Source organism: Thermoflavimicrobium daqui (assembly GCF_003313465.1).
GTDB classification, from domain to species: Bacteria; Bacillota; Bacilli; order Thermoactinomycetales; family Thermoactinomycetaceae; genus Thermoflavimicrobium; species Thermoflavimicrobium daqui.
Map to the genome: position 1 here is coordinate 288,857 of NZ_KZ845663.1, position 14,078 is coordinate 302,934.

A 14,078-nucleotide genomic window follows, 5' to 3' on the forward strand; every position below is an offset into this window, starting at 1 on the left:
TCGTACTTATTTTTTTAAAAAAACGACGAAAGAAAAAGAAAATGCACCCTAACACATTCGTTTTTTAGAAGGAAACCCCTTATAAATATAGAATTCACAAGAGGTTTGGGAAAGGTATCATATGATATCGTATTTCATTAGGGAACTATAGCTCTTGGAGATGCAGTTCCAACTGGAGATTTATCATATGATATCGTATTTCATTAGGGAACTATAGCCTCTATCAGGAGACAGTTGCCACGCTGTCCATCATATGATATCGTATTTCATTAGGGAACTATAGCAACATACCGCTGCTATGGAATGCTCAAGAGATCATATGATATCGTATTTCATTAGGGAACTATAGCGGAGCTAATGTTAAACCCGTACTTAGCGGATCATATGATATCGTATTTCATTAAGAAACTTTGATTTCCTTCTTAATTGTATCCATCACGGTAGCAAATTATTTTTGCAATCCCCTAACTTATTCCCATAAATATACACACCTAGATCAAAAATTTACTCCATACAAAACTTTGGTGTCGCAATCTTCCCAACCATATGGGATAAAGCCAGTGTGCACCATACATTGTGAAAACGTCTTACCTGCATGACAACCAATGCAACCTACTCTTATACTCATGCTACCAACTTGCTTTTTTTACACCTGGAATCTGCCCCTTATAGGCTAGATCACGGAAGCAGATACGACAGAGATTGAACTTGCGCAATACGGAATGTGGTCGACCACAACGTCTACAACGTGTATAGGAACGGACTTTGAATTTCGGTTGACGTTGGGACTTCACTATCATCGACTTCTTCGCCATTTGATTCCCTCCCTTTGATGTGGTTTACCATATCATATCACCAAAAATTACTTCATCTACAAATCCACAACAACTATATCCCTGTACAGATTGATGGTATTATCCCCTTTTTCCTCAACTTTAATAATCTCCAGAAGTATTAGGCTTTTTAAGAAGGATTATTAAAAATGTAGAATGGTACAAGCTTATCTTTCATTTATCATCTATTTTCCTTAAATGCATATCTTATATACACTATCCCATCAGAAATAATTGTAGTCTTATCCCACTCAATTGTTGTCACTCATTATCTCATCTCTTGTTTTTTAGGTTAACAAGTGTTTAACATATATTTTGGATCTAAATCAATATTTCGGACACCAAAAAGTTTAGTATAAACTACTTCTTTAAAAGTCATCTTGAAACACTCGAGTAGCTAATCCTACCTCTTTAGCTTTAACTAAAGAACTCTGTATAAATATTATTACCTTTCATAAATGTCTCTTGAAATACTGTATCGGCTTCATGAATAAGTCGATTAAGTGATTCCTTTTCAGTTGTGTCTAAAGCCATTTTTAGGCTAGTCTCATAATCGATGCGATGAAGCTTATTACCTATCAAATAATTTGCAGTATGAAAAGCGCCTTTAGATTGGGATTGCATAGTGAATTCTACAAGATTTAATCTCCATGATGTAAGTCCACCAAATTCTGCATTTTTATTATCAATTTGATAAATATTGGTTCCGGTTCCAATAGAAAGAATTTTAATTTGCTCTAATGGGTATCCAAGTTTAACCGCTTCTGCAATAGCTACTAAAACTGGATTATTAGCCCAGAGACCTCCATCAATCTTACACTCAGTATTACTGACTTTTGCTGCTGGAAGATAAAAAGGTGCTGCAGAGGTTGCCAATGCAATTTTCCAGAATTCTAGCTTGCCATCCTCAAAATAAACTGGAAGATGAGGTGTCTTATAGACTTTAGGTTTCGCTTTGTGATGTTCAATAGCAGGTATACATACCATTGAATTAGCTTTTGTTAAACGTGCATCTTTAAACTTTTCTTTTAACACATTGATTAAGCCAGTGTTATCATACTTAGCATGTTTTAAATAACCTCTCGTAATTCGCTTTCGTCCAAATATATCTTTTCCTTTTTCAAGATACAGATCCAATATATCTTTCGCAGTTAAACCATAAGTTACTGCTAGTGCAATAATCCCACCTGTTGATGTTCCAGCAATTAAATCAAAATACTGATGAAGTGGTTGTGGTACTTCTTCCTCAATCCTTGATAGATATCTCGCAGGGAAAACTCCTTTCATACCACCTCCATCAATAGAAAGAATTCGAAATTCTCTATCCCTTCTAGTCTTCCATCCGTTTGTTTTTATCTCATCCCAATCAATCAACTTTATCGCCTCCCTGTATTTATTTCAGTCCTTAAGGCTATGAGGTGCTTCATGTCCCCACCAGATCCCGTCTTCCAGCCATTTTTCATAAAAGTAGAGCCATTCTGCAGTCCAAGGTATAATCGTATCAGCTATAAAAGTACGTCCATCATAGCTATTATCTTTTGGATAGTACAAACAAAGAGTTCCATTTGGATATCGATGAGGTGCATCTTTTTTAATTTCAGGTTTCAAAATAAACACATTAGGTGTAAAGCAATCATAGACAACTTTGATCAAATACTCTGGAGATGACTGGGTTGGTTTTAGAGTACCAACCCAGTATCCTTTTTTATGTTTAAAAGAAGGATATTTATACTTAATTTTAAGATTTTGCTGAACCTCGTTCAAATATTGTGGTTTAAATTTTTTCATCGTCTTCTCTCTCTCCGAAAAAGCGATGCTTTTTTATTTGGGTACCTTGTTGGCTAATATTTAACTCACCCTGTGAATTTACATAAACAGAACCAGATGCAATAAGTTCCGCCATCTTTGCACCTTCTTCTATTAATTGTGAAGGGAACTTTTCAAAGATTCCTTGCCATTTCTCTATACTTTTTTCTTTATTAGGCTCTTCTAAAGCCTCTAATGCTTTTTTATGGAGTGACTTCAGCTTATCTTTAAATACTCGACATTTATTAATATCCCAATCTCGTGCTAAATTCTCATCTTCTAGTGATGGATTACATACTTCAAGCGTAGCATCATCTTTCTGATTATTCATTAACTCCTCTAATTTGTTATTTAAATTCTCTAAAGTAGCTACTAATGTTTCAGCATAAGAATTTTTTTCAACCATATATTTTCCAACGAGTGTAGTCAGTAATATTGATTTAGGGGCTATTTTATCTCCAACATTCTTATCCCTCCAATGTTTCAGTATTCTCACTATAGGACTCAACTTCCTATCATGCTGAATGTTCATACGGTCGAACCACTTTTTAAATCCTTTAGGATTAGTCTTCACCCACTCTCCCTCTTTTTTTGAAGGAATAAAAATTGAATCTCCATAAGTAGATTTAGCAGGTACAATGTCAACATGGAAATCTCCAGCATAGTTAACTCTCACACATCGATCTTTTGGTTTAATTTTACCTTTATATTTTTCTTTAGTTTTCATACGTTCGACAATCCAATTGAAAAAATCTTTAGAATCCCCTTTTTCTACTTCTACTAATAAAACTGCATCTACATCAAATTCATCACCATTGTTTGGGCGAACCGCTGTGGTAGTAGCAAATGACCCTTGTGTATAAAATTCCCTAAATCTTTCGCCAATTTCATTATCTTCTTGAAAGATTTCCTCCCATGTAGAGATTGCACTTTCAATTTTTTCTATACGGTTTATATTCAAACTTATATTTTTGATAAATAGCTTAAAATATTCTTCTAATTTCATTATTACCCCCCCTAATTTCTTAGAACTCTTACCTATGAAATATAACAGAAGGGGTTTTAGGCATACCCCTTCTGTTATAGGTATGTAAATATATAAATACACAAAATCACAAGTCCAACCTTACCCCAAAGTTCTTCAACCACTCTTTTCTTCTTTCATAGTCAGGAAGAACTAAAGCTACTAAATCCCAAAACTCTTGCGAATGGTTCATATGAATCATATGGCACATTTCATGAACTACAATATAATCCAGCACATGCGATGGAGCCATCACACAACGCCAGTTGAATAGCAGTTCATGATTTGCAGTGCAACTAGCCCATCGCTTCTGTTGCTCCTTTACTTTAATGGCAGTTGGTTGGACTTTGAAGTGATGTGAATAATATTTCACTCGTTCTGTTACTTTCTTTAATGTCTTCCTCCGGTACCACTGCTTCATCGCCTCTCTAATCACTCTCTGCTCTTTGGTAGGTGTTTTAACAAAAAGCTTCCCTCGATAGAGCGATACCACAGGCTCTTTCAAAGTTTGATCCAAAATCAACTGTAAGGAATAGTTACGCCCCAAGTACATAAAGGACTCACCATTTACAAATTCACGGTGAAGCTTTTGGTACTCCATATCTTTAAAGGAAAATAGCTTTTGGACAATCCATGAACCACGACTTTTCACTTTCTGTTTAATGATGGGGATAGGTGTACCTTCAGGTGCTATCACTTGTACTTGTTTTGGTGGTTCGACTGCGATCTCCATGGTTTTTCTCTTCCGAAACTCCACGGTAAAGTCAATGGTTCGGGTTCCAAACTGAACATCTAACTTCATAATGTCTCCTCTAGTCTTTTGTAGCGTAGTGCTTCTTTGCTAACTGTAGGAGAGGTTGAGTAAGCTGTTTACGAACTTGCATGTTGATTTGCCGGAAGTACTTTTTGGTCAGCATCATTAAAATGGCTCGTTCTACATCAGCAGTTTTCGTTGAATTAGTCGTCCAGTCAATCACATAGTTTGTTTCTACAATCTCTGCAACATTCTGGGCGATTTCTTTCGATAGATGGATCATTTCCTCACTGATATATTCTGCACGTTCTTCTTTATTGATGGTTTTCGAACCTGCTTTCTGTTCTTCAGGTACATTCAAGTGAGCTTTCACCACCTCATAAAATGCATACTCCTTGTTGTTTAGCCCTAGTGCTTCTGCTTCCGCCGTTTCTCCTGTTTCAACCTCATTTTGTATAAACTCTTCCATCCGTTTCTTTCGTTCTGCCCAGTTTTGTTTGGTCTCATCGAGAATCCTTTGCAACTTTTCTAGTAAACTGGTGTAATAAACGGGGTTATCATCCATCTTAACAGAAATCACGTGACGGATGGTATGCTCCATACTTGAAGCAATCGCTTCATCTGACTGTAAAGATTGTAACTTGGCGTTGTAATCATGATCAAATAAGGTAATCGGTTGAATCCATTGTTCAACCCCATGAGATTTTAGATGATCCGAAACTAACTTACGAACTTTTTCTCCACAATCCGAGATATCTAATTCTTTTTCTGGTTGAAAACGTGCTTTGGCGGCGGCACGGATATAGGATAGCCACTTGAGATCATTTAAATGATCCGTCGATACTTTTCCTGGCATCAATTGTTCAACTGCACTTGCAAATCGCTTATAGGCAAGTTCAAACTCTGCACGCTTATCTTCAGGTTCTAATATTTTTACCAAATCATCTAACTGATCTTTTTTAATACCATGAAACATTACCATGACTGCTTCCCGATAAGAGAGCATCTGCTTATATAGCCCATCTAACGACTCCATTGGTGTTCCAAGATCCTCTTTATTAAAGACCTGCAGTGCTTCGTCTAAGTGGTTTGAGATTCCGTAGTAATCCACCACATAACCGCATTTCTTTTTATCTCCATGGGTACGGTTTACACGGGCGATGGCTTGTAGGAGGTTGTGTTCTTTCAATGGACGATCTAAATACATAACCTGCTCGATTGGAGCATCAAAACCAGTTAGAAGCATATCTTTTACAATTAAAAAACATAACTTACTTTCACTTATTGGCTTCACAAATTGCTTGATGATATTTTCTTGCTCTGGTTTTGTAGTAAAATGCGCTTTTAAATGAGGCTGATCATTCAATTTACCAGAGAAGATAATTTTCACTTCTAACTCTTCGCCCATGATCTCTTTCATATGCTTGGTCAAAGCATGGTAGTACTTTACACAAGCTTCACGGGAGACACAGACGACTTGCGCTTTAAAACCATTTGGATAAATCCATTCTTTATAATGTTGAAGCATATCTTTGGCGATCTCTTCAATACGTTCGTCTGCTTCGACAATGGTTTGTTTGGTAACGTATTTCTTTTTAATCATTTCTTTTTCTTCCTCTGTTCGATCTTTAAACGCTTGATCAAACAATTCCTCTAATGTTTCCCCTTTAATGTGCAACTTAGGCTTACGACCTTCATATACAATCCGTACTGTTGCTCCATCTTCAACTGCTTCTTGAATGGAGTACTTATCAATATAGCCACCAAATGTACGCTGGGTGGACTTATCCTCTTTTTCAATCGGTGTTCCTGTAAATCCGATAAAAGCTGCATTAGGCAAACCTTTACGCATATTTCTTGCATAGCCTTTGTACTGACTGCGATGTGCTTCATCCGCTAAGACGATGACATTCGACTTTAAGGTTAAGATCGGAAACTCTTTTTCCAATTGTAAGGATTTTGCCTGTTTCTCATCTTTGATCAATTCTTTTTCTTCTTGATCCGCTTGAAACTTATGTATCGTTGTCATCACAATTTGTGACTGTGCTTTGGACAACAACTCTTTCATTTCATCGACCGATTCAGCCCGAACTGGTGTCGTAATGGATGAGAGCGTATGTAAAAACGTTCCATAAATTTGTTTATCTAAGTCGACACGGTCTGTCACAACCACAATGGTGGCATCAGACAACTCTGGAACACGGCGGATTTTACGTGCTAAAAACACCATGGTTAGTGATTTACCAGAGCCTTGCGTGTGCCAGATGACACCGCCACGGGATACCTGATCTCGCCCATGGATCAGACGTTGAAGCGCCTTATTTACCGCACGAAACTGCTGATACCGACAAATCTTTTTGATTCGTATGCTAGATTCTGCATCTGTTTCAAATAAAATAAAGTTTTGCATAATATCTAGTAGATTACGTTTTTCTAGTAATCCCTGTAGAAAGAGATTTTGCCCACTATTCTCTACATCGACAATTTCTTTTTTGCGGAAAGGATATGGATCTTTCCATTCTAGATAATGGCTATATTTAGAAGAGATAGTTCCGACATATGCATGATACTTATTTAAGATGCCAGTAAAAAAGTTAGTATAAAAGAGACGTGGAGCTCCTTCTAATCCTTGGGAACCACGTTGATCCATATAACGACTGAGTTGCTCATAGGCTTCTCTTTTGCCGATATTTTCGTTCTGAGATTTCTCTAAAAAGGGTGACTTACATTCCAGTACGACAACGGGAGTGCCATTGACAAAGATCACCATGTCCGGTTTGATCTTTTCATTTGGACCTTGAACGACAAACTGGCGGGTGACTAGAAAATCATTGTTTTCAATGTTTTCCCAATCGAAGAATTTGACAGTATGGAACTTCTTCTTTCCGCTGTGATCTAAATCTTGATCTAAGGCATATGTAAGGTTGACAAAGGCTTCATATAGTTTCTCATTAATCTCCAGTAAGCTAGAACCTAATTGCTCCGGCCGAGAAACATAACGGATGGCTTTAGTGAGATTTCCCTCATCGAGCCAAGGATTGAGGCGTTTTAAGGCTGCTTCTAATCTTTTTTCTAAGATGACATCGTTGATCGATTCCCGCTCTCCATATTCAGGTGTTAACTTCTCACCATGAATGAATTCATAGTCTAGTTGCGATAGTAAAAAGTGAAGAGCGGGAAGCTCGACTAACGTTTCTTCGTTGCCTAAGTAGCTTCCCATCTGTTTGCCTCCTCTATTATACTTGCACACGGATTTTGCCGGTTAGTAGTTTTTGCATGAGCCCTTTTTTAAGTTGTTGGAGTTTTTCTTTTTTCTGTTCGTATTGTTCAATTTGTTCGTCGACGGATGAGAGAATGTTGGCGATTTTTTGTTGTTCTTGGATTTGGGGAACAGGTATCACATAATTCCTTATGATTTGTTGACTAATATTAGGTTGTGCTCCACCAGCTCCCATTTTAATAAGTTCATCTCTTTTAAATAATAGAATGTAGTAAAGAAATTCATCATCTACTTGTCCATCATATGGTGAAATAGCACAACAAGCTTGGTTAGTAGTTGCTTTTATCTTTAAAATAGATAATTTACCTATAGTTGCTCCATACATAGCGATTACTACTGTGTCCTCTTCCAATAGCTTCGCAGACGAATTTTTTATAGCTTCGTGAGTAATCTTTTCCTCAGCACTATATACATACTTTTTATGTAACTCGCCTGTTTTTATCCATGGAATTGTTCCATTTAAATAATACTCTTTTTTTTGTCTAGAGGGAGTACCACCGCTAGCCGTTTTGCAACATTCCGCGATAGGTTTCATTTCCCAATCAACTGGTATCTCTCCAACTGCTGTCTGTTTAAACTCTGTATGACCAATCCCTTTAGTAAGCAACTTTTGCATTAAGCCTTTTTTCAGTTCTTTTGTTTTTTCGATTAATTGATCAGTTTGCTCTAGTTGCTCGTCAACAGTGGAGAGGATATCAGTGATTTTTTGTTGTTCTGGGAGAGATGGAATTGGTAGTTTTATTTCCTTTAAATAACTTGTTTGTAATACTTCCTGACCTGTTGAGCCATTAATACCTTTCTCAAAAACTCTTTTACCAAAAGGAGATTGAAAATAATAATGAACAAACTCTGGAATTAGATTATTATGATTTACTCTTACCAGACCAATTGCACGTGTAAAAATATACCTTTCAGCATTTTTTCGATAAAAAATGTTGGACTTTCCAATCGAACCTCTACCTACAATGGCTATTAAAATATCTCTATTTTCTAACTCTGATGTTAAACAACTTTCAAATGTTTCTTTCGAGATTTTATCTGCTTGATTGTATAATATACCATAATCATAAAGGTCCTTTGTTTTTAGAACCCTATACCCTTTATCAGGTTCCCCAACATATTTTGGGTTAGGTCCTTGAGTTACCTTGATGGAATATTTTTTATCACCTAATGAACCTATTCTCCAATCAACCGGAATTGCTCCTATTTCTGTAATCTGATAGCCTTCTTTTACCAACATCAATCTCTTCCCCCCCTTCTTTAAATCTCTCCAAACCCCAATTCCTTCAAATAACCATTCAACTTCCGCTCCATCGCATCATGCTTTTTCTTAATCTCACGAATCTCGTCAATAACAGCTGCAATATCCACTTCTTCTTCCTCTTCAGTGGTATCTACATAACGGCTAATGTTTAAATTGTCTTCATTTTGATGAATCATAGCCAAGTCAACAACAGCTGCATACTTCTCCACATCTTCAAACGTATCAAACGCATTCACAATTTTTTCAATATCTTCATCACGTAATTTATTTTTGTTTCCATCTTTCACAAACCCTTGGCTCGCATCGATAAACAACACTTTGCCTTTACGTTCAGCAGGTTTATTTTTGTTTAAAATGAGCAGTGCAGCTGGAATACTGGTTCCATAAAAGACGTTAGCTGGTAAACCAATCACCGCTTCTACAAAATCATCTTTTAGAAAGCCTGAACGTATCTTCTTTTCTGCTCCACCCCGGAAGAGCACACCATGAGGGACAACTGTTCCCATTTTCCCTTTATGGTTTAAACTTGCTACCATGTGGGAAACAAAAGCTAAGTCACCATAAGATTTTGGAGGAGCACCATAGGTAAAACGAGAGTATGGATCATTTTGTGCTTCCTCATAACCCCAATTTTTTAGAGAGAAAGGTGGGTTAGCGAGGATTTTATCAAAGGTTTTTAAGGCTCCCCCTTCAGTATGTCTAGGGTTACGGATCGTGTCTCCTTTTAAGATCTCTGCTCCTTTAGCGTTATGGAACAACATGTTCATCTTACAAATTGCCCAGGTGCTTAAATTAATCTCTTGACCAAACAGAGAGAGGTTCCTAACATTTCCACCGTTCTCTTTGACATACTGCAAAGACTCAATCAACATACCACCGCTACCTACGGTTGGGTCGTAAATACGATCTCCTTCTTGCGGTTTCAATATGCGCGTTAATACTTTCACTACTTCACGTGGGGTGTAGAATTCACCACCCTTGGTTCCACCATCATCAGCAAACTTTTTGATAAGGTATTGATAAGCATCACCAAGCACATCAGGATTCGCAAGGTTTTCATTGGAAAGATCATGTTTATCAAAAAGCAGTAGTAACTGAGAGAGCTTTACATCAGGCACCCGCTCTTTGTCGTTATAGTTTGCGGTTGTCAGCACACCAATCAATTCAGAGTTGACTGGCTCATCTTCAATCGCTTTAAATGCTTTATCTAGCTGAGGCCCGATATTTAAGGTAAGTTTTTTGAGATGATCCCAACGAGCAGACCCTGGCACATAGAATGTTGTTTCGTAGATCGATGGATCTTCTAAGACCATGTCTACTTCTTCTTCATCCATACCAGCAGATAAAAATTCGTTTCGTTTCTGTTTCCATTCCCATGTGAATTGGTCATTCATTCGTTTTAGAAAAAGCAAGCCAAATATGTAATCCTTATAGACAGCTGCATTTAATTCCCCACGTAGGATATCAGCTGCACTCCATAATGTTTTTTCTAGTTCTTGTGATGTTAATTTTGACATATATGATAGAGCCTCCGTTCTTTCTTTAAAGTGGCATATATTTATAATAGCAAACGCCTACATGATTGAATATAGTGGAGACATTGAAAGCGAATCACTCTATACCATACATTTATAATACGAACTATTTTGTATCCTAAGTAGGATTGTATAATTGCGAAAACTAATCCATCCCCGATCATATATTAGGACAAATTAAAGTCCGATCCAGCCTTTTCTTTTAAAATATCTCATAATAAGTCCCATTCAAAAATTCGTCAATATTCGCCCATTGTGCATAATTGCTCATTGGGCAATAATTATACATGTGAAATTACCTTAGGAAAAAATATGAATTTCCTTAAAAGAGAGGTGTATACCACATAGGGGTTAGTCATGAACAACCAAAGTTTGCGTGATATAAAAAAGAAGACAACTGCATGTGCATTAGCGGATGCAGCGTTTGAGCTTGCCCTTGAACGAGGATTAGACGGCTTCATTGTTGAGGATATTGTGCAACGGGCTGGTTATTCCAGAAGAACTTTCGCAAACCACTTCTCCTGTAAGGAAGAAGCGGTAGTGATGGCTGCAATATCCTTCCAAGGTACTGAAGAATATAACCATGTAATTGCAGAGATACCCGAAAATACTCCTCCACTCGATTTCTTATATCATTTGATGAAAACATACCTAACAACAGAAGTTCTCTGGAAAATGCGTAAACTAATATTGCTTTCGAAGAAAAAACCGTCGCTTGAGCCATATATTCTCAGTGGTTTTCACCATTTGCAAGTGATGGCTCAGGAGACATTGAGAGACTTTTATCTTGGACGTTATCCTGAAGGGTACACCCATCTTCTCGTTGGTGCTGCTTACGGGGCATTACTGCCTATATTAGATGGTAGCCTCAATGTACTCCTTCCAGATCCATCAGAGTCTGAATCATCTGGGGCTATGACGTTTGAGCAATATTTGGATTCAACGTTCAGCTACTTGCGAAATGGATTTGAGTCTTCTTACCCTCTCAACCAGACAACGAACGAAAATAGTAGATAGCACAAGATACGATCTACATCCTATCCTATAACTGTTCGCAGATAATGATTTGGTTGAACAGAAACAACAAAAACAGTTAAATCCTAAGGAGAAAAATCGTTATGTCAACATTTCTGTACAGAGTAGGAAAGTCAGCCTACGATAAACCTTGGTATTTTATCATCAGCTGGATTGCAATCCTTGGGATTGTTTTCACCACTCTGGGAGTCAATGGCATTCATATAGGTTCGGAGATGAAAATCGAAGGTACAGAAGCACAGAAGGTGTTAGACCAGCTAGCAAAAGAACTACCAGAGGCTTCAGGCGGACAAGCCAGCGTTTTGTTCAAAGCTCCTAAAGGTGAACGCTTGGACACACCCGAACGTTTGAACGCGATCAGCAAGGCTATTCATGAAGTATACAGCCTTGACTATGTGATTAATCCCGTCAAATTGGCCAGCAAAACGGGGGCACCATCTCAAGAAAATCCTCAAAGTCCAAAAACAAATCAAGTTGCCCCAGCAGAAATGCCTCCCTATGGGCCTCTGATTATCAATAACCAACCCGTTCCAGGCGTGATGATATCATCCAACGGTAACGTTGCTTTGTTCCAATTTCAATTTACTGTACAACAGATGTCCTTACCTGAGTCTGTTACGGATTCCGTTATCAAAGCCATCAAGACCGTTGAGGATGCTGACATTATCGCATTGCCGAGTGACACACTTAAGAAACCTGAAGTTCCAATTGGTGGTACAGCCGAGATTATCGGAATCAGAGTTGCCGCAGTTGTTTTGTTGCTGACTCTCGGCTCAGTCGTAGCTGCAGGTCTACCACTTTTAACAGCAATCCTAGGGGTGGCGATCAGTGTAGGAGGAGCTTTTGCAATCTCGAACTTCATCAATATAACTGACATCACACCTGTTTTGGCACTAATGATTGGTCTAGCTGTTGGAATTGACTATTCTCTATTCATTGTAAACCGCCAACGCCGCATGATTCTCGATCAGGGACTGAGTGCACGTGCGGCTGCGAGTAGAGCAATCGGCACAGCTGGGAGTGCAGTATTTTTTGCAGGCTTAACTGTCATTATTGCCTTGTGCGGCTTGCTCGTGATCGGAATTGAGTTTTTGTCCACAATGGCAATTATTGCAGCAGTGAGCGTCCTTGTTAACGTACTCATTACTCTGACCCTGTTGCCAGCATTGCTTGGTTTGATTGGTGAGCGTATCTGTTCTCCAAAAGCACGACGTAAGAAAAATATCCATAAGACAGAAGCTCATCAAGGTATTGCACACAGCTGGGTTAAGGGAGTTGTAAAGTACCGTTGGCCTATCATTATCGGTGTAATCGCTATACTTGGTATAGCAGCAATTCCAGTTACCAAGATGGAGATGGCTATTCCTTCTGGTGCCACGGCAAACTTAGACACACCAGCAAGGCAAAGTTATGATGCAATTTCAGAAGGTTTTGGAGAGGGTTTCAACGGTCCATTGCTTTTAGTCACTGAGCCTAAAGGTTCTTCTAGCAAGGTTACACCAGCCATGCTAAACATGCTTGTTCAGGATCTTCAAAAGCATGAGAACGTTTCTTTAGTAACACCAATGGGCATTAACAAAAACGGTGATATGGCGATTATTAGTCTCATCCCCAAATCGGGTCCAAATGATAAAGAGACCAAAAATCTAGTTGAGGATCTCCGCGACTCCGATTCGAGTATAGCGAAGACCCATCATGTCAAGATGGGTGTTACCGGGTTCACAGCCATCAACATTGATATGTCATCTAAACTTGCAGAGGTGTTCCCTCTCTACATCGGTATTATCGTCATTCTCTCATTGATTATTCTTTTGCTGGTCTTTCGTTCGTTAATGGTTCCAATCAAAGCCACTGTCGGCTTCCTGCTTAGTGTGCTAGCTACATTTGGGATCACCACGACTGTGTTCCAATGGGGATATCTCCATTCCCTCTTGGGCTTTGACACTGGCGGTCCGCTGTTGAGCTTTATGCCGATTTTGGTTACTGGTATTCTTTATGGGCTAGCCATGGATTATCAAGTCTTCCTTGTGAGTTCCATGCGCGAATCTTACATCCACGGTCATCGTGGGAATGAGAGTGTCATTCACGGATACCAGCTAGCGAGCCGTGTTGTTCTAGCCGCAGCCGTCATTATGGTGTCTGTCTTTGCTGGATTCATTTTCACCGATGATATCATGATCAAACAGATTGGCTTTGCGTTGGCATTAGGGATACTTATTGACACCTTCATTGTCCGTATGACGTTGGTTCCTGCTGTTATGGCGATCTTTGGTGACAAAGCTTGGTGGTTACCAAAATGGTTAGACCGTATACTACCAAACCTGGATGTCGAAGGGGATAAGCTAATTGCTCAGTTGAAAGCCAAGGAGAGCACCGATAACATGCCCCATGCTCGTTAGCTATTCATATCCCTATCTCCATCATTGGTATGGAGATAGCTCATAGAAGTTATAAATTTGGACTGCAAGAATAAGGATTTCCATGAATTAAAACCCGACTACCTTCACTAAATGGATAGGCAGTCGGGTTTTAATATGTCAAAAATCT

10 protein-coding genes and 1 CRISPR repeat array are annotated in these 14,078 nt (G+C 38.5%); of the genes, 2 read left to right on the forward strand and 8 right to left on the reverse strand.

All coding sequences use genetic code 11. The features are described 5' to 3' along the window. The first annotated feature begins 116 nt into the window (after window positions 1–116). Window positions 117–415: a CRISPR direct-repeat array (repeat unit 36 nt; unit sequence ATCATATGATATCGTATTTCATTAGGGAACTATAGC). A 214-nt stretch (window positions 416–629) separates the two neighbouring features. The 8 genes from DL897_RS01415 to DL897_RS01450 form a co-directional block, all read right to left on the reverse strand. Beyond that, the gene (locus tag DL897_RS01415; RefSeq protein WP_113657343.1) at window positions 630–815 is read right to left on the reverse strand and encodes a type Z 30S ribosomal protein S14; all 186 of its coding nucleotides are present in this window, start codon (window positions 813–815) and stop codon (window positions 630–632) included. Between the two features lie 435 nt (window positions 816–1,250). Then, window positions 1,251–2,207, reverse strand: coding sequence for a CBASS cGAMP-activated phospholipase (locus tag DL897_RS01420; RefSeq protein WP_113657344.1), 957 nt, complete (start codon window positions 2,205–2,207; stop codon window positions 1,251–1,253). Window positions 2,208–2,231: 24 nt separating this feature from the next. Then, the gene (locus DL897_RS01425; RefSeq protein WP_113657345.1) at window positions 2,232–2,621 is read right to left on the reverse strand and encodes a type II CBASS E2 protein; all 390 of its coding nucleotides are present in this window, start codon (window positions 2,619–2,621) and stop codon (window positions 2,232–2,234) included. Continuing rightward, window positions 2,608–3,645 carry an SMODS domain-containing nucleotidyltransferase gene (locus DL897_RS01430; protein WP_113657346.1) on the reverse strand — a complete coding sequence of 346 codons (1,038 nt, stop codon included), beginning with the start codon at window positions 3,643–3,645 and terminating at the stop codon, window positions 2,608–2,610. Before DL897_RS01430 ends, DL897_RS01425 begins: the two co-directional genes overlap by 14 nt. A gap of 106 nt (window positions 3,646–3,751) precedes the next feature. Then, window positions 3,752–4,465 carry a M48 family metallopeptidase gene (locus DL897_RS01435; protein WP_113657347.1) on the reverse strand — a complete coding sequence of 238 codons (714 nt, stop codon included), beginning with the start codon at window positions 4,463–4,465 and terminating at the stop codon, window positions 3,752–3,754. A 10-nt stretch (window positions 4,466–4,475) separates the two neighbouring features. Next, window positions 4,476–7,637, reverse strand: a complete 3,162-nt coding sequence (locus tag DL897_RS01440; protein ID WP_113657348.1) for a type I restriction endonuclease subunit R — start codon at window positions 7,635–7,637, stop codon at window positions 4,476–4,478. 16 nt (window positions 7,638–7,653) lie between these two features. Then, window positions 7,654–8,937: a restriction endonuclease subunit S gene (locus DL897_RS01445; RefSeq protein ID WP_113657349.1), complete on the reverse strand. Its 1,284-nt coding sequence runs from the start codon at window positions 8,935–8,937 to the stop codon at window positions 7,654–7,656. Window positions 8,938–8,957: 20 nt separating this feature from the next. Then, window positions 8,958–10,478, reverse strand: a complete 1,521-nt coding sequence (locus DL897_RS01450) for a type I restriction-modification system subunit M (protein ID WP_113657350.1) — start codon at window positions 10,476–10,478, stop codon at window positions 8,958–8,960. Window positions 10,479–10,853: 375 nt separating this feature from the next. On the opposite strand from DL897_RS01450, the gene DL897_RS01455 reads away from it, so the two are divergent. Both DL897_RS01455 and DL897_RS01460 read left to right on the forward strand, forming a co-directional pair. After that, window positions 10,854–11,513 carry a TetR/AcrR family transcriptional regulator gene (locus DL897_RS01455; protein WP_113657351.1) on the forward strand — a complete coding sequence of 220 codons (660 nt, stop codon included), beginning with the start codon at window positions 10,854–10,856 and terminating at the stop codon, window positions 11,511–11,513. 101 nt (window positions 11,514–11,614) lie between these two features. Then, the gene (locus DL897_RS01460; RefSeq protein WP_113657352.1) at window positions 11,615–13,930 is read left to right on the forward strand and encodes an MMPL family transporter; all 2,316 of its coding nucleotides are present in this window, start codon (window positions 11,615–11,617) and stop codon (window positions 13,928–13,930) included. Window positions 13,931–14,078: the final 148 nt, after the last annotated feature.

Bases quoted from the DNA above. Each gene is read 5' to 3' on its own strand.
- DL897_RS01415 (WP_113657343.1), bottom strand. From the start codon at position 815: ATGGCGAAGAAGTCGATGATAGTGAAGTCCCAACGTCAACCGAAATTC.
- DL897_RS01425 (WP_113657345.1), bottom strand. From the start codon at position 2,621: ATGAAAAAATTTAAACCACAATATTTGAACGAGGTTCAGCAAAATCTT.
- DL897_RS01430 (WP_113657346.1), bottom strand. From the start codon at position 3,645: ATGAAATTAGAAGAATATTTTAAGCTATTTATCAAAAATATAAGTTTG.
- DL897_RS01435 (WP_113657347.1), bottom strand. From the start codon at position 4,465: ATGAAGTTAGATGTTCAGTTTGGAACCCGAACCATTGACTTTACCGTG.
- DL897_RS01440 (WP_113657348.1), bottom strand. From the start codon at position 7,637: ATGGGAAGCTACTTAGGCAACGAAGAAACGTTAGTCGAGCTTCCCGCT.
- DL897_RS01445 (WP_113657349.1), bottom strand. From the start codon at position 8,937: ATGTTGGTAAAAGAAGGCTATCAGATTACAGAAATAGGAGCAATTCCG.
- DL897_RS01450 (WP_113657350.1), bottom strand. From the start codon at position 10,478: ATGTCAAAATTAACATCACAAGAACTAGAAAAAACATTATGGAGTGCA.
- DL897_RS01455 (WP_113657351.1), top strand. From the start codon at position 10,854: ATGAACAACCAAAGTTTGCGTGATATAAAAAAGAAGACAACTGCATGT.
- DL897_RS01460 (WP_113657352.1), top strand. From the start codon at position 11,615: ATGTCAACATTTCTGTACAGAGTAGGAAAGTCAGCCTACGATAAACCT.